The sequence below is a fragment of the Nocardiopsis sp. RV163 genome, assembly GCF_001029525.1.
Lineage (GTDB): Bacteria > Actinomycetota > Actinomycetes > Streptosporangiales > Streptosporangiaceae > Nocardiopsis > Nocardiopsis dassonvillei.
In genome coordinates this window covers 1-20,578 of sequence record NZ_LEKI01000065.1, presented here as the reverse complement: position 1 = coordinate 20,578, position 20,578 = coordinate 1, and the positions used below count along the sequence as shown (strand labels likewise).

Below are 20,578 nucleotides of genomic sequence, written 5' to 3'. Positions count from 1 at the left end.
TGGCGACATACCGTAGTCATTGAGTAGCTTTTAGTTTCCCCTTGGGCAGAATGAGAGTTCTGAGACAGGGGGGACTCTTGTGACCATGGTGCGAAGATGGGGGCTCGTCTGGGGGGTGCTGGTCGCCCTGCTGCTCGTCGCGGTGCCGATGCTCTCCAACCCCGTACTGCGCTCCGACGTCCTGGGCGACTCCCTGGTCCTCTTCCTGGTCTCCTGGTCCCCGATGCTGGTCGGCGGCATCCTGGCCTGGGCCATGGTCAGGGGCTTCGGCGCACGCGAGCAGTTGGACCGCCGCGTCGTACAGGCGATGGACGGCCACCCCATCGGCCGCGAACTGGGCTGGCTGGGGCTCTTCCTCACCGGCTTCGTGGCGGCCATGGCGCTGCTGTCGCTGCTCTTCGCCACCTACGAGACCGTGTTCGGCACCGACCTGGCCATGTCCGAGGCGCTGGTCTCGCGCCTGCTGTTCCTGTTCACCCTGCCGCTGCTGGTCATGGACCGCTCCGGCATCACCCTGGACGGCAAGGGCACCGCCATGCCCGCGGTCGCCCTGAAGGTGTCCGAGCCCTGGCGCTGGCTCGGGATGGTCCCGGTCGCCATCGCGCTGATCCTGCTCGGCTACCTGCTCATCCCGCGCCTGGGGCTGCCGGGGCCCTCCCTCCAACTGCTGGGCTACGTGCTCGCGTTCACCGTCATAGCGGTGTGCGAGGAGATCTTCTTCCGTGGGATGGTGCAGACCCGCCTGGAGATCCTCATGGGCCGCTGGGGCGGCATCGTCACCACTTCGGTGGTCTTCGCCCTCACCTACGCCCTCATCCAGCCCTACGACGCGGTGTCCCAGTTGCCGGGGGCCGACCTGGTCTACAACACCGGCCTGGCCCTGCTCACCTACGCCACGGCCAGCCTCCTCTACGGCTACCTGTGGACGTGCTTCCGCAACACGTGGATCCAGGTGGTGATGCGCGTCGGCGTGTTCCTGATGCTCATGCCCCCCGATCTCCAGACCGGTGTCATGTGAACGGACCCGTGCGTCGGGCGAACGGTAAAACCCGCGGTCGGAAGGGGAAAACCACGTCAGGAACGGGCATAGGACTACAGAGGGTCCACAGCAGTCGTGTCGCGGTCATTTTCCCCTCACGGGGTTGTCACCTCGCGGTCATGGAAAAGGGGGAGTCTGCCCACTGTGAGCACGGAAACAGCGCCAACGCCCGAGGGACCCGCCGCCGGTACGCCCGAGCTTCCCGCCGACAGGTTCATGGACAGGGAGGAGGGGTGGCTGCGCTTCAACCAGCGCGTGCTCGAACTCGCCGAGGACGAGGACATCCCCCTCCTTGAACGCGCGCGGTTCCTGGCGATCTTCTCCAGCAACTTGGACGAGTTCTTCATGGTGCGCGTGGCCGGGCTCAAACGCCGCCTGGCCACCGGCCTGTCCGTCGCCTCCTCCAGCGGACACCACCCCCGCGCGCTGCTCGGGCGCATCTCCCGGTTCACCCGCGAGCTCATGCTCCGCCAGGCCGCCTGCTTCCACGACAGCGTCGCGCCCGCCCTGCGCGAGGTCGGCATCCGCGTCGTGCGCTGGAACGAACTGGAGACCGTCGAGCGCGAGAACCTGAGCGGCTACTTCCAGCGCTCGATCTACCCGCTGGTGACGCCCTTCGCGGTCGACTCCGCGCACCCCTTCCCCTACATCTCCGGCCGCTCGCTCAACCTCGCGGTCGCCGTCCGCGACCCCCACGACGGGCGCCGCATGTTCGCCCGGGTCAAGATCCCCAGCTCCCTGCCCCGCTTCATCGAACCGGGCGACCGCGAGGGCGGCCGGTTCGTCCCCGTCGAGGACATCGTCGCCGCCCACCTGCCCCAGCTCTTCGAGGGCATGCAGATCCTGGAGCACAACGCCTTCCGGGTCACCCGCAACGCCGACCTGGAGGTGGACGAGGACGAGACCGACGACCTCGTCACCTCCCTGGAGAACGAGCTGCTGCGCCGCCGCTTCGGACCGCTCGTGCGCCTGGAGGTCGAACAAGACATCAGCGACGAGGCACTGGCCATACTCACTGAGGAGCTGGGCGCCGAGGAGGAGGAGATCTACCGGGTCCCCGGCCCGCTCAACCTCGCCGGGCTGTCCCAGATCGCCGACACCGACCGGCCCGAGCTGCGCTACCCGCCCATGGTCCCCGTCGAGCCGCGCGCACTGACCTCCGGCGACCTCTTCGCCACCGTCCGCGAGCGCGAGGTCCTCGTCCACCACCCCTACGAGTCCTTCGCCACCACCACCGAGCGCTTCCTGGCCCTGGCCGCCACCGACCCCGAGGTCGTGGCGATCAAGCAGACCCTGTACCGGACCAGCGGCGACTCGCCCATCGTGGAGTCCCTCATCGAGGCCGCCCGCGAGGGCAAGGAGGTCGTGGTCCTGGTCGAGATCAAGGCCCGCTTCGACGAGCAGAACAACATCCAGTGGGCCCGCAAGCTCGAACAGGCCGGCTGCCACGTCGTCTACGGCGTCGTCGGCCTCAAGACCCACTGCAAGCTGTCCATGGTCGTGCGCCGCGACGACGACGGGCTGCTGCGCCGCTACTGCCACGTGGGCACCGGCAACTACAACCCGAGCACCGCCCGCATGTACGAGGACCTCGGCCTGTTCAGCGCCGACCCCGAGGTGGGCGAGGACGTCAGCGACCTGTTCAACAGCCTCACCGGCTTCTCCCGCAAGAAGCACTACCAGCGCCTGCTCGTGGCGCCCGGAGCCCTGCGCGAGAGCCTGCTCGAACAGATCGCCGTCGAGATCGACAACAGTCTCAGGGGCGAGCCCGCCCACATCCGGATCAAGGTCAACTCCCTGGTCGACCTGGAGATCATCGACGCCCTGTACCGGGCCTCCCAGGCCGGGGTGAACGTCGACCTGTGGGTGCGCGGCAGTTGCGTCCTGCGCGCCGGGGTGCCCGGGCTGTCCGACAACATCCGGGTGCGCAGCATCCTGGGCCGCTTCCTGGAGCACTCCCGCATCTTCGTCTTCGCCAACGGCTGGCGGCCCCGGGTGTGGATCGGCAGCGCCGACCTGATGCCCCGCAACCTCGACCGCCGGGTCGAGGCCCTGGTGCGTGTGGCCGACACCGACCAGTGCCGCAGGCTGGTGCGCCTCATGGACCTGGCGATGGACGACGCCACCTCGTCCTGGCGGCTCGAACCCGACGGGACGTGGACCCGGTTCACCCGCGACGGCGACGGGCGCCCGCTCACCGACCTCCAGGACAGCCTGCGCGGCGACCGCCACCTGCGCGTGGTGGAGGGCGGGTGAGCACCGTACCGAACGGGGGAGACGTGGAGGGATCGGTCGAGGGCGCCCACGGGGCGGGCCCCCTGCGCGAGACGGCGATCGGCGGCTACCTCGAACCCATCCGCGCGGCGGGAGCCCTGCTGTGGCGCGACGGCGCGGGCGGCACCGAGATCGTCCTGGTCCGCAGGCCCGACCGGGGCGACTGGTCCCTGCCCAAGGGCAAGCTCAAGAGCCGCGAGCACCCCGTGACCGGCGCGGTCCGCGAGGTGGTCGAGGAGACCGGCCTGACCCCCGTGCTGGGCCGCAGGCTCCCCCCGCAGCGCTACCTCAAGGACGGCTGGCCCAAGCAGGTGGAGTGGTGGGCGGCCACCACCGCCGACCCGTCCGCGGGGATCGACTACCCGCCCAACGACGAGGTGGACCTGGTCGAGTGGGTGCCTGTGGAGGAGGCCCGCGACCGTCTCACCTACGACCACGACGTGCGGGTGGTCGACAACTTCCTGGCCGGGCCCGCGGACACCTTCCCCGTCATCCTGTTGCGGCACCTGTCGGCGGGGGACAAGGGCGCCTGGACCGACGACGACCTGCTGCGGCCCCTGGACGGGACCGGGCGGTCCGACGCGCTGTCGCTGCCCCGGGTGCTGGGCGCCTACGGGCGGCCCCGCGTGGTGACTTCGGCGGCGGCGCGGTGCACCGAGTCGCTGCTGCCCTACACGGTGGAGTACGACGTGCCCGCGCGCACCGAGCGGGCGTTCACGATCCGCACGTCCCCGGACGGCTCCGCGTACGGCGCGGCGGAGGCCCGCGAGGCGTTCGCGCGCGTCCTGGCCGAGGGGAGGCCGACCGTCGTGTGCACGCACGGCGAACTCGTCCCGCAGCTCATGGCCGAGGCGCTCACGCGGCTGGACGCGCCGTTCTCCCAGCAGTTGGGGCTGCGCAAGGGCTCCTTCTGGGTGGTGCACGTCACCGCTCGGGGCGGAGGACTGGCGGCGGTGGAGCGTCACGCAGTCCGGGCTTGAACACCGATCCGGCGGGGTGGCCGGAACCGGGTCGCGCGGCGCTGCCATGATGCGGTCATGGCCAAACACAGGGTTGCGCGGAGCGTCGTGGTCGACGCTCCCGCCAAGCGGATCTTCGACATCATCGCGGCGCCGGAGCGGCACGCCGAGTTCGACGGCTCCGACACCGTCCTCTCCACCCTCTTCGGCCCGGAGCGCCTGGAGCGGGGCAGCGAGTTCGGCATGGACATGAGGATGTTCGGCGTCGGCTACCGGATCACCAACCGGGTGGTGGAGTACGAGGAGGACCGCCTCATCGCCTGGCGGCACTTCGGCCCGCACCGCTGGCGCTACGAATTGGAGGAACTGGCGGAGGGGGGCACCCGTGTCACGGAGACCTTCGACTACTCCAGGGGCCTTCCGGCCTTCTACGTCCTCATGGGGATGCCCGCCAGGAACGCGCGGAGCATCGAGCAGACCCTGGTGCGCCTCAAGGCCGCGGCGGAGGCGCGGGAGGGCTGATCGGCCGCCCGCCCGTCCGGACGACACGACTGGCGCCGCCCGCGGATCGGGGGCCGCGGGCGGCGCTGCGGTGAGGAGAGCGGGTCCTTCGCGTCTGCGCCGCGCGCCCCCTCCCGCGCGGGCGCGCCGTGCTCAGCCGGACGCGCGGACCCGGCGGCTAGCGCCGGTCGTCGTCCTCGTGGTAGCCGTCCTTGTGGTCCTTGCCCCTACGGTCCTCGTGGTCGCCGTTGCGCCGGTCGTGGCCCTCGCGGCCGTCGCGGTCGCCCTTCTCGCGCTTGTCCTTCTTGTCCTTGTCCCCGTGGCCGTCGCGGTTCTCGTGGTCGCCGTTGCGCCGGTCGTGGCCGTCGCGGCCGTCGCGGTCGCCCTTCTCGCGCTTGTCCTTCTTGTCCTTGTCCTTGTCCCCGTGGCCCTCGTGGTCGCCCTTGCGCCGGTCGTCGCCGTCGCGGCCCTCGCGGCCGTCGCGGTCGCCCTTCTCGCCCTTGTCGTCGTCCCCGCCCTTGTGGTCCCCGCCCTTGTCGCCGCGGTCGTGCCCGTTGTCACCGTGGTCGTGGTGCCAGCCGTTGTCGTGGTGACCGTGGTATCCGTTGTGCTCCTCGTCCGCGACGGCGGGGGAGGAGGCGCCGATGACGGCACCGGCGGTCAGGGCCATAAGGGCGAGTCCAGCGATACGCTTCACAATAATCCTTGCTTTGAGTAGCCAGAAAATCACTGACAGTGATGAATGTAGGCTGGCGACCCTCGTTTGGCCAGTTCATCGGCGCAAGGAAATCAACATTGCTCTCGGAGAGCGCTCGGATTCCACGACAGAACACGGAACGTCCGCACATGCCCTAAAGTTCGGCAAGGGTCCCTGTTCCACGCGTCTCCCGGCAACCGCGGCGCGCACCGGTGGGGCCCGTGCACGATCGGGTCGAACCAGAGTCGGGGGCACACGTGGGAACAACCTTGGGCGACGTCTGGCGGGAAGTGCTGTCGGTCCAGCCCGAACCGGAGCGGTGGATCATCGTCACCGCGGCGGTGCTGGCACTGGCGGCCGTGCTGCTCGGACCGCCCTGGCGGATCGGGCGCAACGTCGTCACCATCGCCCACGAGGGCGGACATGCTCTGGTCGCCCTGCTCAGCGGCCGCCAGCTCACTGGGATCCGCCTGCACTCGGACACCTCAGGGGTCACCGTCTCCCGGGGCAAGCCGACCGGTATAGGCATGGTCCTGACCGTCTTCGCGGGCTACGTCGCCTCGTCGGTCATCGGCCTGCTCGGCATCCTCATGCTCATGTCGGACCGTGTCACCGCCCTGCTGTGGCTGAGCATCGTGGTGCTCGCCGCCATGCTCCTGATGATCCGCAACGTCTACGGCGTGGTGTCGATCGTGGTGACCGGCGCGGTGGTGTTCGGGATCAGCTGGTTCACCCCGCCGGAGGTGCAGGCGGCCTTCGCTTACCTGTTCATCTGGTTCCTGCTCTTCGCGGGCGTGCGACCGGTGATCGAACTCCAGGCCCAGCGCAGGCGCAACCCCTCACCGCACTCCGACGCCGACCAGCTCGCCCGTCTCACCGGCGTGCCGGGAACCATGTGGGTCGTGGTGTTCTTCCTGGTCAACGCGGCTGTGACCGGCCTCGGTGTCTGGTTGCTGCTCTTTTAGGCCGGTCCGCCGATCGCGAAGGCGACGGACCCGGATACGAAGAAGGGGCGCGACCGCTGTGGTCACGCCCCTCTCGCGTGCGGTGCGGCCGTGTCCGCTGCCGCCGTGTGTCCGGGGGCTGCCCGGAGGTCGCGGGCGGCACGACCTAGGCGCGCGGCGCCGTGAGCGCCTCCGAGACCGTCGTGAAGACGGGGATGCGCGTGTCGAGCGAGGTCACCCGCAGGGTCTGGAGCACGCGGTGGATGGGTGAGGCGATCGCCAGGACCGCCTTCTGCTCCTTGGCCGCCTTGTGCGCGCGGATCAGGACGCGCAGACCGCTGGAGTCGATGAACCGCAGGTCGGCGCAGTCCAGGACCACACGGCCGAAGGGCTGCGTGGTCAGAGCCTCGGTCACCGCCTCCTGGAAGCGGTGCTCGGTGGCCATGTCGATCTCCCCGTCCAACGCCAGAACGCGTCCGGCGTCGTGCAGGGTGGAGGAGATGTTCAGGTCGGGCATGGCGACTCCGGCGTATTCGGGCCTCGCCCGACGGGTCGGCGCGGTGGGCCGCACGCGGCTCCACGAGCGCGCGCCGACCGGGACGTTGGTCGTGTTAGCGCGGTGGCCAAGCTGATGGTTCATCAAGTTCCTTGCGTGATGCCCCCGGGTCGGGGGTGAAACGCCCTTCTCGCCTGGGTCTGCCGGACGGGCCCGAGTGAAACGGAGTCATCGGGCAAACGTACGGACCCGGGCCGGAAGTTCCTGCGTGTCCGTGCCCTTGCGATGGAGGCGGCGAGAACGGACGGTGCGCCGGTGGGCGCCGAGCCGCTGCCTCGGGCCACTCCCGCCCTCGGCAACTGTGCAAACCAGCCCGCGGGGGCGGGCATTCCCCGCCGGTGCGGCGGGGGTGGCCGTCGGAGGGCGGTGCCTGGCCTCTTCCGAACGGTCGGTCGGACCGCTCCGCGCCCGGCGGAACGCCGGGTGTCTCCCACGAGAGGCCGTCCAGCCACGGACTTTACCACAGCGCCGTGGCCGATTCGTGACGTGAGCGACGCAAGGTCGTGCTCGCGTCCTTTGCTCCCCGTGTGCTTTATGAGGTATGCATCACATGCACTGGGCGTTCTCGGCGGGTTCGGGGGCCGGTGTCCGGTCCTCGTCCCTCTGCTGGAGGGCCCACACGCACGCCGACAGTGTGAGCGGTACCACCACCGTCAGTGCGATCGCCGGTATCGCCACCCCGGAGTCGTTGACCGCGAAGCCCACCAGCGCGGTCACCAGGGAGCCGGTCAGTCCGGCCCGCAGCGTCGGCGCGTACTCGTAGGCCACCTGGAGCGCGCCGATCCGCCAGTGGGTCGGCCGGTGCAGCATCACGAACAGGAACACCAGCGCGCACGCCGCCAGCAGGGTCAGCTGCCAGTTGCCCAGCGTCCCCAGCATCGCGCTCAGCTTGCGGGCCACCACCGCACCAGCCTCGCCGCTGACCACCTGGCCCGCGAACGCCCCGAGGTGGCTGCGGTCCCCCGGCGGGCGCAGGTAGTCCAGCCACGAGATCAGCGAGATCGCCGCCACCGTCACCAGGGCCACCACGGCCAGGCGCACCGCCGTCACGCGCACCCCGGCGATCATCATCGTCGTCACCGCCACGCCGGGTATCAGCGCGATCACCCCGCCGAAGTCGGTGCCCAGGCCCGGCCAGCCCACGATCAGCACCGTCGCCGCACCGACGACCAGGGCCACCGCCACGGCGGAGCGGCGCCAGCCCCGCGAGACCAGTTCGTGCGAGATCCCCGCCACCGTCATCAGCATGCCGGTCGCGAACGTCGCGAACGCGATGTTGCCGACCCCGTAGAACCGGCCCGCCACGATCGGCGAGTACCCCGTGGGCGAGTTCATCTGGAGGTAGGCGCCGGAGCACAGGTCCAGGAAGAGCACCGCCGTGGTCGCGCCCGCGACCACCGTCATCGGGCCCAGGGCGGTGCGCCGCCACGGCCCCGCCATGGCCAGTGCCACCACCAGGGCGTCCGCGGCGAGGACGCACACCAGCAGCGACAACAGGGGAGAGGACGAGGCCCACCACGGGATGAGGTTGGCCAGGTAGCTGGCCACCGGGAAGGCCGCCCCGGCCAGCGCCACCGCCCGCGTCAGCGTCAGCACGCGCGCGCGTTTGCCGCGCTGCCGGTTGGAGTAGCGGTGCAGCGCGTAGGCCGCCGCCGCGTAGACGAGCAACTGGAAGGCGACCAGACCGCTGAAGAAGCCCGGTATGGCGGCGCCCACCACCACCGCGGCGGTGTTGAACTCCACCAGCCGCCCGACGGCCTCATCCGTCGCCGGCGGCCGGTCGGCCAGGTGCCAGGCCCGGCCGCTGGTCGGCTCGGTGGCCCGCATCCCCAGGGCGGTCAGGACGGTCGGCGTGGTGTCGGTGAGCACCACCAGCCCGGCCCGGCGGGTCGAGTCCGAGGCCAGGAAGGCCCCCTCACCGCTGAACCCGGTCTCCGCGACCTCACCGGAGACGGCGACCGTGAGCTCGGAGGGCCCGGTGTCCATGGAGACGCCGACCACCATCAGCGACGAGCCGGTCGGCAGTACGCGCTCCAGCGTCCGCAGCCGCTCGTCCATGTCGGCCAGCGCCTTGTCGCGCTCCCACTCGGGGACGTCCTCGGGGTCGGGCTCGGGTGGTCCCCCGGCCTCCCCCTCCGCCTCCTCGTCCTCGTCGGCGTCCTCGCCGACCGGCTCCTGGGCGGCCTCGCGGGCCTCCTCGTCGGTGATCGGCGGGTCCGGGTAGTCGGGGTAGAGGCGGGTGAGCCCGGCCAGTTCGACCGCGGCGAGGGAGACCCCCTCCAGACGGTCGGTGGTCAGTTCGCGCAGGTCGTCGACGTAGTGGTCCACCCGCCCGGAGGCGTCGGCCACGCCCAGGGCGGCGCCGTGGCCCACGGCGAGCGTGGTCCCGCCCTCCTCGCGCACGGTCTGCCCGAGCAGCCCCACGGGGGCCTGGAAGGCGGTCCGCGCGTTCTGGCTGACGTAGGCGTCGAAACCCGGGACGACCGCGCCCGAGCCGGTGCGCTCGGGCTCCGGGGCGGCCTCGCACACCGTGAAGCGCTCCCGGATGGACAGGGCGCGCTGCCCGGCCGACACCGACAGCCAGCCGTCGGTCGGGCAGGTGCGCGAGGTGGCCGTGCGGATCGACACGTTGCCGATCGAACCCTCCTCGGCCATCCCCCACAGGGTCGGCGTGGTCCCGGGGTTCACGTCCTGCCACAGCAGCCCAGGCACCCCCACGAGCACTACGGGTCCCTCACGCTGCCCGGCCGGTCCCCCGGGCCCGGGCAGGGCGTCGGTCTCGGCGGGAACCGCGGCGGACGCCGCGGGCGCGGCGCACAGCAGCACCGCGGCGGACAGCAGCAGGGCACCCAGGCGCTTTCCCCAGCGCGCCTCCGGTGTGACGAGCCGTCGTGGCATGGCGGACCCCCCGTCGCGCGCTCAGCCGGACTGGTCGCTCACCCTAGCCACTCCCAGCGCCGCGTAGGGGGATTCGCGGGGCCCCGCGCGTGGGGCGGCACGGGCGACGGCGGGCGTGAGGGGGATTCGGGTCGGGAACCCGACGGCGCGCGGCCGGGGTTTCGGTCAGGGGGCGATACCCCAGTCCCGGAGGGTCCGCGCGGTGTCGGGCTGCCGGGCGCCACGGGTGACCCCGCCCGGGGTTCGGTCGAATCGCGGCGCCGGGCCCGACACGATCCGGTCACCGTCGCGCACGAGCGAGCCGCGGGCGCGCACGTGCGGGTCCTCGGGTGCCTCCTCCAGGGACAAAACGGGAGTCACGCAGGCGTCGGCGCCTTCGAAAACCTCTCCCCACGCGTCGCGGGTGCGGGTGCGCAGGACCTCGGCGAACCGCTCCCGCAGCCGGGGCCAGCCCGACCGGTCCCACTGGTCGGGCAGGTCCTCCCCGGCCAGGCCGACGCCCTCCAGGAACGCGGCGTAGAACTGGGGCTCGATGCAGCCCACCGACACGTACCGGCCGTCGGCGCACTCGTAGACGTCGTACCAGGGGGCGCCGGTGTCCAGGTAGTTGGTGCCGCGCTCGTCGCTCCAGGAACCGCGCGCGCGGTCCTCGTGCAGCATCGACATCAGCAGCGCGCTGCCGTCCACCATCGCTGCGTCCACGACCTGTCCGAGGCCGGAGGACTGGCGCTCGACCAGCGCGCCGAGGACGCCGGTGACCGCGAACATGGTGCCCCCGGCGAAGTCGCCCAGGAGGTTGACCGGGGGCACCGGCGGGCCGCCCGCGCGCCCGATGGAGTGCAGGGCGCCGTTCACGGAGATGTAGTTCATGTCGTGCCCGGCGGTGCGGGCCAGCGGTCCGTCCTGGCCCCAGCCGGTGATCCGCGCGTAGACCAGGCGCGGGTTGGCCTCCAGGCAGGCCTCCGGTCCCAGGCCCAGGCGCTCCATGACCCCGGGGCGGAAGCCCTCCAGGAGCACGTCGGCGCGGGAGGCCAGGTCGCGGGCGAGCGCGAGGCCCTCCTCGGACTTGAGGTCGGCGGGCAGGACGGTGCGCCCCTCGCTCATGTGGGGCCCGTCCGCGCCGGAGTTCATCGCGTCGGCGGCCGCGGGGCGGTCGAGGCGGATGACGCTGGCGCCCAGGTCGGCGAGGAGCATTCCGGCCATCGGCGCCGGGCCGATCCCGGTGAATTCGAGGACGCGGATTCCGTTCAGGGGTCCCATGGGGAGGTCTCCAAGGCGGTAGAGGGAGCGCGCGCGACCAGAACGGCGCTCGGTTCATTGTGCAGGGTCCGGCTCCAGCGCGCCGCGTCGGCACCCTCCGCGGTGCGCCGGGGAGAGGGGAACGGAAAAGGCGATAAAGGGGGAAAGGGAATTCGCTTTCGCGGGTCCGCGGGTCTCTGTGCCTTTTCGGTCAGATGCAAAAATGCTTCGGCAAGGGGTGTTAATGTGCTGGCGCTCGCTGGCGGGAGAGCCCTTCTCCGGTCCCGGAAAAAATTTCCGCCACCCCGCCGCCGGTGACGGCGCACCGGAGCGCACACGTGCGGACGGAGCACGGGAAAACCGTACCGAACTTTCCGAAAAGGACGAATCCGTTATGTCAAGCACCCCGGAGGCCCCGGCCCCGGGGAAGGGCGCCCGCCGCCCCCGCCGAGCAGACCCGGCGCTCCCAGCAGCCCCACGACAGCGTCGGCGGCGACTGGCGGAGCCAGTGGCCCCACTGCGGCACGCACCCGTTCGACCGGCCCGGGCCCGGAGCGGAACGGCGGCCGGAGGAGCGGGCGGCCACCGCCCGGATTCGCCGCAAACGGGACGACGCGCGGGAGCTGGCAAGATGTGGGGGTGACACAGACACCCGCACCCGACGACCGCTCCCGCCTGCTCACCCCCGCCGACGTGCGGACGCTGGCGGAGCGGTTCGGTATCCGGCCCACCAAGACCCTGGGCCAGAACTTCGTCATCGACCACGGCACCGTCCGCCGCATCGTGCGGGTCGCGGGGGTCACGGAGGAGGACGCCGTCGTCGAGGTCGGCCCGGGCCTGGGCTCGCTCACCCTGGCACTCCTCCCGCACGTGCGCCACGTGACCGCCGTGGAGATCGACCCGGCGCTGGCCGGGGCACTGCCGGGCACCGTCGCCGACCACGCGCCCGACCTCGCCGACCGGCTCACCGTCGTCCACGGCGACGCCATGCGCGTGACCGGGCTGCCCGGACCCGAACCCACGGCGCTGGTGGCCAACCTGCCCTACAACGTGTCCGTCCCTGTGCTGCTGCACCTGCTGGAGCTGCTCCCCAGCCTGCGGCGGGTCCTGGTCATGGTGCAGGCCGAGGTCGCCGACCGCGTCACCGCCTCCCCGGGCGGCCGCGTCTACGGGGTGCCCTCGGCCAAGGTCGCCTGGTACGCCGGGGCCCGCCGCGCGGGAGCCGTCGGCCGCAACGTGTTCTGGCCCGCCCCCAACGTCGACTCCGGGCTGGTCGAACTCATCCGCCGCCCGCCGCCCGCCACCACGGCGAGCCGGGAGGAGGTGTTCGGGGTGATCGACGCCGCCTTCGCGCAGCGCCGCAAGACCCTGCGCGCCGCCCTGGCCGGGTGGGCCGGTTCGCCGCCCGCCGCCGAGACCGCCCTGCGCGCGGCGGGTGTGGACCCCTCGGCCCGGGGCGAGTCGCTGGACGTGACCGAGTTCGCGGCCATCGCCGAGCAGCGCCCGCGGCCCTGAGCCACGGCGGGCCGAGGGCATCCGCCCCGCCCGCCACCGGGCGCCCTGACAGCGGCCGCGCCCGCGGCGCCCCGCCTTCGCGGGACGAGCCGCGGGGCGCCTCCCCGTCCCGGTCGGCGCCCCGCGTTTCCCGCGTCCCCAGCGGGTCCTTGTGTTCTCCCTCGTGGTTCTCGCGGCCCCGCCTCCGGAGACGGGGCCGTCAGTCCAAGGTGTCGGAGCGGCTCTTCGCTGCGGGCCGCTCGCGCCGGTGCCGGGCGAGCGCTCGGGCCGCCCCGGCCGCGACCAGGCCCGCCGACAGCACCGGCAGCACCCACAGGACGTTGAACTCCCAGTCGCCCGTGCCGCGCATGACGAACCCGACCGCCAGGCCGAGGAACAGCAGGCCCGCGACCAGCGAGCCCCAGTCAGTCCTACGCTCCGCCACGCTTCACCTCCACGACGCCGACCAGTGAGTCGGTGCGCACGTTGATCCGCGGGGCCCCGGCCCCGTCGCCGCCCCGCGCTTCCTCGTCCCGGGCCCCGGCCTCCGCCGCGGCCCCGTGGACCTCCTCGTAGTCCAGGGTGACCCCGAACACGTCGTCCCGCCCGCCCTCGCCGAAGTCCACGCCCCCCAGACCGATCGTCGAGTGCACCGCGACCTCCGCGTCCTCGGGCAGGACCAGCTCCACGCGGCCCGCCCCCATCCACAGCGACACGTCGATGGCCTCGCCGGGCTCCAAGTCCTCCAGCCCGGTCAGGTCCAGGGTCCCCGAACCCACGGTGAGCCGGTGGTCGCCGGACTCCGCCGCGGCCACCGTGGTCGGCCGCCACGTCTCGTCGCCGATCCGCACCCGTGCCAGGTCGGTCACCGACGCCAGCACCAGCAGCAGAACGGCCGCCGCGCCCATCGGGAGCAGCCCTCGCGGGTTACCCGCCCAGGCGCCGACCAGCGCGTACACGCCGACCACCGCCAGCGACCCGGCCAGGAAGAACACCCCGGTCTCAGGTCCGAACAGCAGGTCGGCCGTCCGCCCGCTCCACAGCGAGGACGACCAGCCGAACTCCAGCACCGACACCACGATCGCCCCGACCGCGACCGTCCACAGGGCCAGGGAGGCCAGCGGCAGACGCCTGCCCTCGGGACCGCACGCCCCGTCCTGCACCACCCGCGCGTCGGACCCGCCCGACTCGCCGGAACGACCCTCCTCCTCGTCCTCGTCCCCCCCGGCGCCGCGCTCCGCCACCACCGCCAGGTCCACCGGCCCCTGCGGCGCGGACGCCCACGGCTGGGCCGGGTTGTAGTAGGTCGCGGTCGGCTCCGGGGAGGGCGTCGCGGGCGGCGGGTCCGTGGCCCGCAGGTCCTCGCGCAGTTCGGTGAACGCCGTCCGAAGGTCCACGCCCCGGTTGCGCGCGGCCAGCAGCCCCAGCACCAGGGGCACCGCCAGCACCAGCGTCGACCACCCCAGTCCGCCGACCAGGCTGAACGTCGTCGCGACCGCCAACCCCACCGCGAGCAGCTTGGGCACCGTACGGGGCGGGATGCTGCGGTCGAGCATCTGCTCGAACGTCGCCGGAACACCCTGGGCGTCGCGCATGAGCATCCACGCGGCGATGTAGAGCAGCAGACCCGTCGCCCCGGCGAACGAGGTCAGTACGAAGGCCGCGCGCCACACCACCGGATCGACCCCGGTGTACCGGCCCAGGCCCGCGCACACACCGGCCAGGACCTTGTCCTCGTCCCCCTTGCGCAGCTCGCGCACGGAAGCCCCGGCGTCCGCCTCCGCCGTAACGGAAGCCGACGCGGCCGGGGCGCCCTCCGGTACCGGGTCGTCAGTCATGGTCACTCACCGCGCTCTCCTCACCCACCCATGGTCACCCGCCGCCGCCCACCAGCACATCCGGGACGACCCTGAACCCACCCTGACGGGGGCCCGGCCAGGACCAGGGGCGCGCCCCCGATGCCCGGCCCGCTCCGGAGGGGGCATCCTGGACAGCACAGGACCCACGAACGCGGCGGGTGCGTACATCCTCCCCGCCGCACGGACGAAAGCGGTGATCGGGCGGTGGCAGCAACGGCCGCGGACACCCCGCGGCTCACCCGCGCGGTCAGGGGCAGGCTCCTCGGCGGCGTCGCCGCCGGGCTCGCCCGCCACCTGGGCCTGGACCCGGTGGTGGTCCGCCTCGCCTTCATGGCGCTGTCCGTGGGCGGCATCGGCATCGCCGTCTACGCCGCCCTGTACTTCTTCGTCCCCGACGACCCCCCGGAGGAGGCGACAGCCGAGTCCGAGAGCCGACGCAAGGGCCGCGACCTCTCCCAGCTCGTCGCCTACGTCGGTCTCGCCGCCGGGCTCGGCCTCCTGTTCCTCCTTTTCGGCGGCGTCTTCGACCCGCTGCTGTGGTTCGTGGTCTTCGGCGCCCTCGGCGGCATCATCCTCTGGCAGCAGGCCAACCCGTCCCAGCGCGACCAGTGGATGACCAGCACCGTCAGCCGCTCCTCACCCAAGGGCATCATGCGCGCGGGCGCGGGCGTGCTGCTCGTCGTCGTCGGCGCCATCGGCTTCCTGGTCTTCCAGGAACAGCTCCAGAACGCCCGCGCCGGCCTGACCTTCGCCTTCACCGTGCTCGCGGGCATCTCGCTCATCGTGGCCCCCTGGATCATCGGGCTGGTCCGCGAACGCGACCAGGAGCGCCGCGAGCGCATCCGCAACGCCGAGCGCGCCGAACTCGCCGCCCACATCCACGACTCCGTCCTGCACACCCTGACCCTCATCCAGCGCCGGGCCGAGGACCCCCGCGAGGTGCAGCGCCTCGCCCGCGTCCAGGAGCGCGCCCTGCGCAGCTGGCTCTACCAGCGGCCCGCCGACGCCGACACCACCGTCTCGCCCGCGCTCGAACGCGTCGCCGCCGAGGTCGAGGAGGAGCACGGGGTCCCCCTCGAAGTGGTGTGCGTGGGCGACTGCCCCATGGACGACGCGCTGGCCGCCATGCTCCGCGCCGCCCGCGAGGCAATGGTCAACGCCTCCAAGTACGCCGGGACGGACAGCGTCTCGGTGTTCGGCGAGGTCGACCAGGAGGAGGTGCTGGTGTTCGTCCGCGACCGCGGCGCCGGGTTCGACATGGACGCCGTCCCCGAGGACCGCATGGGCGTGCGCGGCTCCATCCTGGGCCGGATGGAACGCCACGGCGGCTCCGCGCGCATCCGCACCGGCCCCGGAGAGGGCACCGAGGTGCAGCTGCGTATGCCGCGCATCCCCGACCTGCCCTAGCCCCGAACCGGGCGCGGGGCACGGGCGGCCCCGGTCGCCGGCCCCGCTGCCGGAGCGAACGCCGGAACGGCCGGTGACGGTCTCGGATGACGGCCGGAAGCGGACAGCCCCCGACGCCGGTGTCCCCGTCCGCCCCGCCGTGGGTAGAGTCCACGGTGTGGCAGACGAGAACACGACCTTCAGTAGCGGTGACGCGGTCCCCCGCGTCGTGATCGTGGACGACCACCGGCTGTTCCGCAGCGGTGTGCGCGGTGAGCTGGGCGGCGCCGTGAACGTGGTCGGCGAGGCCGGCGACGTCGACGCCGCCGTGCACGTCATCGGTGAGAAGCAGCCCGACCTCGTCCTGCTGGACGTCCACCTGCCCGGGGGCGGCGGCGTGGAGGTGCTGCGCCGTGTCCTGGCCCAGCACCCCCAGATCCGCTTCCTGGCACTGTCGGTCTCCGACGCCGCCGAGGACGTCATCGGCGTGGTGCGCGGCGGCGCCCGCGGCTACGTCACCAAGACCATCTCCGGCAGGGAGCTGGCCGACGCCATCGTGCGCGTGGCCGACGGCGACGCGGTCTTCTCCCCGCGCCTGGCCGGGTTCGTACTGGACGCCTTCTCCGCGACCGACGCCCCGCCGGTGGACCCCGAGCTGGACCGGCTCACCCAGCGCGAGCGCGAGGTCCTGCGCCACATCGCGCGCGGCTACGCCTACAAGGAGGTGGCCAAGGAGCTGTTCATCTCCGTCAAGACCGTGGAGACGCACGTGTCCTCGGTGCTGCGCAAGCTCCAGCTGTCCAACCGCCACGAGCTGAGCCGCTGGGCCACCGCCCGCAGGCTGGTCTGAGTCCGGCGCCGGACGCCGCGCCCCCGCGTGCGCTTCGCCCGGCGCGGGCCACGGAGTCCGGGCCAGCGGCCGGGGGCGGACCGCAGGGCACGGCGAAGCAGGGGCCCCGGGGACCCCCCTTATCCATGGGACCACCGTCCGGGGCGCGCCGCCACCCCCTCCCGCGACCTGTGGACGACCCCGGCGAAGCCGCTCAGCGCAGCGAGTCGAGCATCCGCCCGAGGAACTCGTCCTCGGCCACGCCCGTGACCACCCGCGCGGGGCGGCGCTCGTCGTCCCGCGGACGCGGGCGCAGGTCCGCCACGGTCATCCCCCGCGTCAGCGTCCCGGTCAGCTCCACCTGCACTGGGGCCTCGAAGGACTCCGTCACCAGGTGCGGGTCCACCAGCACCGCCGCGGCCAGCGGGTCGTGCATCGCGCACTGACGGACCCCGAAGATCCCCGAGTAGAAGTCGGCGTAGAAGTCCAGGAACGCCGACGTGCGCACGGCGCGCTCGCCCGCGACCGCGGCCAGCTCAGCCAGCCACTCGGTGGTGGCCACCGTTTTCATCGTGATGTCCAGCGCCACCAGGTCCAGGTCGAACCCCGCCGCGAACACCGCCTCGGCCGATTCCGGGTCGTTGCTGATGTTGGCCTCGGCGTGCGAGGACACGTTGCCCGCCACGCGCACCGCACCGCCCATCACCACCAGGCGCCGCACCAGCCTCGGCAGCTCCGGCTCCAGGGCCAGCGCGATCGCCAGGTTCGTCAGCGGCCCCACGGCCAGCACGTCGATTTCGCCCGGGTTCTCACGGGCCAGGCGCACCAGCAGTGCGGCCGCCGTCTCCGACACCGGCCGATTCGCGGGCTCGGGCAGCTCCACGTCCCCCAGACCGTTGCTCCCGTGCACGTGCGCGGCCAGCTTCGGCGGCTGCACCAGCGGACGCGCGGCGCCCACCGCCACCGGGACGTCCGGGCGGCCGTACAGCTCCAGCAGCCGCAGCGCGTTGTCGGCCGTGACGTCCACGCTGCTGTTGCCGAAGACCGCCCCGACGCCGACGATCTCCACCTCGGGCCGAGCGGCCAGGTAGGCGAGCGCGACGGCGTCGTCGATCCCCGGGTCGCAGTCGACGAACACACGCATGCTCAAGGAAACTCCCTCTCAGAACACGAGGGCCCCCGACCGGAGGCCCCTACCGAAACAGGGTAAGACGCCGGTCAGGGAGCTTTTGCCCGACAAGACGGGCTTGCGGGGGGCCGTCCCGGTGGACGGGGGCGGCAGCGTCACCGGGCGGCCGTAACCTGGATGCCGTGTCCTCCCAAGAACAGCTTCTCGAAGGTCTGAACGGTCCCCAGCGCGACGCCGTCACCCACAGCGGGTCCCCGCTCCTGATCGTGGCGGGTGCCGGGTCGGGCAAGACCCGGGTCCTCACCCACCGCATCGCCCACCTCATGGCCGCGCGCGGCGTCCGTCCGGGTGAGATCCTCGCAATCACCTTCACGAACAAGGCCGCCGCCGAGATGCGCGAGCGCATCCAGGCGCTGCTGGGCGTGCGCGCCGCCAACAGCATGTGGACCATGACCTTCCACTCCGCGTGCGTGCGCATCCTGCGCAGGGAGGCCGCCCGGCTCGGCTATCCGAGCAGCTTCACCATCTACGACTCCGCCGACTCCGCGCGCCTGATGCAGTTGGTGTGCAAGGAGATGGACCTGGACCCCAAGCGGTTCCCGCCCAAGTCCTTCTCCGCCCAGGTGTCCAACCTCAAGAACGAGCTGGTCGACTACGACACGTTCGCCGGACAGGCCCAGACCGAGCAGGAGAAGAAGCTCGCCGAGGCCTACCAGCTCTACCAGCGCCGCCTGCACGAGGCGGGCGCGATGGACTTCGACGACCTGATCATGGTCACCGTCAACCTGTTCCAGATGTTCCCGGACGTCGCCGAGTACTACCGGCGCCGCTTCCGGCACGTCATGGTCGACGAGTACCAGGACACCAACCACGCCCAGTACGTGTTCATCCGCGAACTGGTCGGCGTGGCCGAGGGCTCCGACACCAGCGTGGTGCCGCCCGCGGAGCTGTGCGTGGTCGGCGACGCGGACCAGTCCATCTACGCGTTCCGCGGCGCCACCATCCGCAACATCCTGGAGTTCGAGCGCGACTTCCCCGACGCGCGCACCATCCTCCTGGAGCAGAACTACCGCTCCACCCAGACCATCCTGTCCGCGGCCAACGCGGTCATCGACCGCAACGAGGGCCGCCCGGCCAAGAACCTGTGGTCGGAACAGGGCGACGGGCCGGCCATCGTCGGCTACGTCGCCGACAACGAGCACGACGAGGCCGCCTTCGTGGTCGGCGAGATCGACAAGCTCACCGACGACGGAACGCTCACCCCGGGCCAGGTCGCGGTGTTCTACCGGACCAACGCCCAGTCCCGCGTGTTCGAGGACGTGTTCATCCGCACCGGGCTGCCCTACAAGATCGTCGGCGGCGTGCGCTTCTACGAGCGCAAGGAGATCCGCGACGTCCTCGCCTACCTGCGGGTCCTGGCCAACCCCGAGGACACCGTCAGCCTGCGGCGCATCCTCAACGTGCCCAAGCGCGGGATCGGCGCCCGCGCGGAGGAGTCGATCGAGCTGTTCGCCGCACGCGAGCGCATCTCCTTCTCCCGGGCCCTGCGCCGGGTGGATGAGATCCCCGGCATGGCCGCCCGTTCGGTCAAGGCGGTGCTCAACTTCACCGCCCTGCTGGAGGAGCTGGAGAAGACCGTGCCCGAGGGCACGCCCGCGGAGATCGTCGAGGCGGTGCTGAGCAAGACGGGGTACCTGTCCGAGCTGGCCGAGTCCAAGGACCTCCAGGACGAGAGCCGGGTGGAGAACCTGGAGGAGTTCGTCGACGTCGCCCGCGAGTTCGAGCACACCTTCGCCGCCCTCCTGGAGGAGGAGCCCGCCGAGGACGGGGAGGAGGCCGCGGGGGCCGTCGACCCGGGAGCGCCGACCTTGGTCGACTTCCTGGAGCGGATCTCCCTGGTCGCGGACACCGACCAGATCCCCGACGAGGACGACGAGGGCGGCGTGGTCACGCTGATGACCCTGCACGCGGCCAAGGGGTTGGAGTTCCCCGCGGTCTTCCTCACCGGGATGGAGGACGGGGTGTTCCCGCACACCCGCACGCTCGGCGACAAGACGCAGCTCGAGGAGGAGCGCCGCCTGGCCTACGTTGGCCTGACCCGTGCGCAGCGCCTGCTGTACGTCAGCCGCGCCGCCGTGCGCAGCGCCTGGGGAACCCCCTCCTACAACCCCGCCTCCCGTTTCCTGGACGAGATCCCCTCGCCCCTGGTCGACTGGCGCCGCGCCGAGTCCACCCTGGCCGCACCGCCCAGCCGCAGCATCGGCGGCCGTGGCTCCGGGGGCTTCGGCAGCGGCGGGGGCGGTTTCGGCGGCACCTTCGGCGGCGGCTCCCGTCCGCGAGGGGGAGCGAGGGCGGCCAAGGAGGCGCCCGCGCTCAGCGTGGGGGATCTGGTCAACCACGACTCCTTCGGCATGGGCCGGGTGCAGCTGGTGGAGGGGGCCGGGGACAGGACCAAGGCCCGCATCGACTTCGGCGCGGACATCGGTGAGAAGGACTTCCTGGTCAAGTACGCGCCGATCGAGAAGCTCTGAGGCCGGGTTCGGGCGAACGTGTCCCGAGCACTCCGAGCCGGGGGTAGAGTTGGGGAAGACCGAGCGAGACGGACGCGGTTCCCGCGGACGGGCCGGTCAACCCCTTCCTCCGGATCACCGTTCCGAGCACTGCTTCGGTGCGGGTAAACTCGGAGGCGCTTCCAAGGAAACACGGAAGCGGAACAGGAAACGGGCTTTACCCCGAACGGGAACACCACAAACCGCCGATTTGGCGGGGCGCGG

Annotated in this window: 16 protein-coding genes; 9 read left to right on the top strand and 7 right to left on the bottom strand. The window is 72.1% G+C overall.

From position 1 onward, the window contains the following. Positions 1-85: 85 nt before the first annotated feature. The 4 genes from ABD54_RS13515 to ABD54_RS13500 all read left to right on the top strand — a co-directional run bounded on the left by ABD54_RS13515 (position 86) and on the right by ABD54_RS13500 (position 4,794). A complete protein-coding gene (locus tag ABD54_RS13515; RefSeq protein WP_200904105.1) occupies positions 86-1,018 on the top strand; it encodes a CPBP family intramembrane glutamic endopeptidase in 933 nt (310 codons plus the stop codon). A gap of 165 nt (positions 1,019-1,183) precedes the next feature. After that, a complete protein-coding gene (locus tag ABD54_RS13510; protein ID WP_082166808.1) occupies positions 1,184-3,295 on the top strand; it encodes an RNA degradosome polyphosphate kinase in 2,112 nt (703 codons plus the stop codon). After that, the gene (locus ABD54_RS13505; RefSeq protein ID WP_047869829.1) at positions 3,292-4,293 is read left to right on the top strand and encodes an NUDIX hydrolase; all 1,002 of its coding nucleotides are present in this window, start codon (positions 3,292-3,294) and stop codon (positions 4,291-4,293) included. The genes ABD54_RS13510 and ABD54_RS13505 overlap by 4 nt, the downstream gene beginning before the upstream one ends. A 57-nt stretch (positions 4,294-4,350) precedes the next feature. Further along, complete coding sequence (locus ABD54_RS13500) at positions 4,351-4,794, top strand: SRPBCC family protein (RefSeq protein WP_047869828.1); 444 nt, start codon at positions 4,351-4,353, stop codon at positions 4,792-4,794. Positions 4,795-4,951: 157 nt separating this feature from the next. Here the strand turns inward: ABD54_RS13500 and ABD54_RS13495 are convergent, their stop codons facing one another. Next, a complete protein-coding gene (locus ABD54_RS13495; RefSeq protein WP_235432054.1) occupies positions 4,952-5,470 on the bottom strand; it encodes a hypothetical protein in 519 nt (172 codons plus the stop codon). A 269-nt stretch (positions 5,471-5,739) separates the two neighbouring features. Between ABD54_RS13495 and ABD54_RS13490 the strand changes: the two genes are divergently transcribed. Beyond that, entirely contained in the window at positions 5,740-6,435 is a 696-nt protein-coding gene (locus ABD54_RS13490; RefSeq protein WP_047869826.1) for a M50 family metallopeptidase, read from the top strand. Between the two features lie 145 nt (positions 6,436-6,580). Here ABD54_RS13490 and ABD54_RS13485 read toward each other — a convergent pair whose 3' ends face one another. The 3 genes from ABD54_RS13485 to ABD54_RS13475 all read right to left on the bottom strand — a co-directional run bounded on the left by ABD54_RS13485 (position 6,581) and on the right by ABD54_RS13475 (position 11,128). Continuing rightward, the gene (locus tag ABD54_RS13485) at positions 6,581-6,931 is read right to left on the bottom strand and encodes an STAS domain-containing protein (RefSeq protein WP_017567895.1); all 351 of its coding nucleotides are present in this window, start codon (positions 6,929-6,931) and stop codon (positions 6,581-6,583) included. A 585-nt stretch (positions 6,932-7,516) separates the two neighbouring features. Further along, positions 7,517-9,868, bottom strand: coding sequence for a hypothetical protein (locus tag ABD54_RS13480; RefSeq protein WP_047869825.1), 2,352 nt, complete (start codon positions 9,866-9,868; stop codon positions 7,517-7,519). Positions 9,869-10,033: 165 nt separating this feature from the next. After that, the gene (locus ABD54_RS13475) at positions 10,034-11,128 is read right to left on the bottom strand and encodes a CaiB/BaiF CoA-transferase family protein (protein ID WP_047869824.1); all 1,095 of its coding nucleotides are present in this window, start codon (positions 11,126-11,128) and stop codon (positions 10,034-10,036) included. A 612-nt stretch (positions 11,129-11,740) separates the two neighbouring features. Between ABD54_RS13475 and rsmA the strand changes: the two genes are divergently transcribed. Beyond that, positions 11,741-12,622, top strand: coding sequence for a 16S rRNA (adenine(1518)-N(6)/adenine(1519)-N(6))-dimethyltransferase RsmA (gene rsmA / locus ABD54_RS13470; RefSeq protein ID WP_047869823.1), 882 nt, complete (start codon positions 11,741-11,743; stop codon positions 12,620-12,622). Positions 12,623-12,821: 199 nt separating this feature from the next. Here rsmA and ABD54_RS13465 read toward each other — a convergent pair whose 3' ends face one another. Continuing rightward, the gene (locus ABD54_RS13465; RefSeq protein ID WP_047869822.1) at positions 12,822-13,046 is read right to left on the bottom strand and encodes a hypothetical protein; all 225 of its coding nucleotides are present in this window, start codon (positions 13,044-13,046) and stop codon (positions 12,822-12,824) included. Continuing rightward, positions 13,033-14,445 (bottom strand): PspC domain-containing protein, encoded by a 1,413-nt coding sequence (locus tag ABD54_RS13460; protein ID WP_047869821.1) that lies wholly within the window; start codon positions 14,443-14,445, stop codon positions 13,033-13,035. Before ABD54_RS13460 ends, ABD54_RS13465 begins: the two co-directional genes overlap by 14 nt. Before the next feature lie 219 nt (positions 14,446-14,664). Between ABD54_RS13460 and ABD54_RS13455 the strand changes: the two genes are divergently transcribed. Together ABD54_RS13455 and ABD54_RS13450 are read left to right on the top strand one after the other, a co-directional pair. After that, complete coding sequence (locus tag ABD54_RS13455; protein WP_047869820.1) at positions 14,665-15,867, top strand: ATP-binding protein; 1,203 nt, start codon at positions 14,665-14,667, stop codon at positions 15,865-15,867. A 157-nt stretch (positions 15,868-16,024) separates the two neighbouring features. Next, entirely contained in the window at positions 16,025-16,696 is a 672-nt protein-coding gene (locus tag ABD54_RS13450; RefSeq protein ID WP_047869819.1) for a response regulator transcription factor, read from the top strand. Positions 16,697-16,889: 193 nt separating this feature from the next. Here ABD54_RS13450 and ABD54_RS13445 read toward each other — a convergent pair whose 3' ends face one another. Further along, the gene (locus ABD54_RS13445; protein WP_047869818.1) at positions 16,890-17,819 is read right to left on the bottom strand and encodes a nucleoside hydrolase; all 930 of its coding nucleotides are present in this window, start codon (positions 17,817-17,819) and stop codon (positions 16,890-16,892) included. 167 nt (positions 17,820-17,986) lie between these two features. Between ABD54_RS13445 and pcrA the strand changes: the two genes are divergently transcribed. Continuing rightward, on the top strand, positions 17,987-20,335 hold the full coding sequence (gene pcrA / locus ABD54_RS13440) for a DNA helicase PcrA (protein ID WP_047869817.1): 2,349 nt from the start codon (positions 17,987-17,989) through the stop codon (positions 20,333-20,335). The last annotated feature ends 243 nt before the right edge of the window (positions 20,336-20,578 follow it).

Coding starts and splice junctions, on each gene's coding strand:
- ABD54_RS13515 (WP_200904105.1), top strand. CDS start 86: ATGGTGCGAAGATGGGGGCTCGTCTGGGGGGTGCTGGTCGCCCTGCTG.
- ABD54_RS13500 (WP_047869828.1), top strand. CDS start 4,351: ATGGCCAAACACAGGGTTGCGCGGAGCGTCGTGGTCGACGCTCCCGCC.
- ABD54_RS13485 (WP_017567895.1), bottom strand. CDS start 6,931: ATGCCCGACCTGAACATCTCCTCCACCCTGCACGACGCCGGACGCGTT.
- ABD54_RS13480 (WP_047869825.1), bottom strand. CDS start 9,868: ATGCCACGACGGCTCGTCACACCGGAGGCGCGCTGGGGAAAGCGCCTG.
- ABD54_RS13475 (WP_047869824.1), bottom strand. CDS start 11,128: ATGGGACCCCTGAACGGAATCCGCGTCCTCGAATTCACCGGGATCGGC.
- ABD54_RS13445 (WP_047869818.1), bottom strand. CDS start 17,819: ATGCGTGTGTTCGTCGACTGCGACCCGGGGATCGACGACGCCGTCGCG.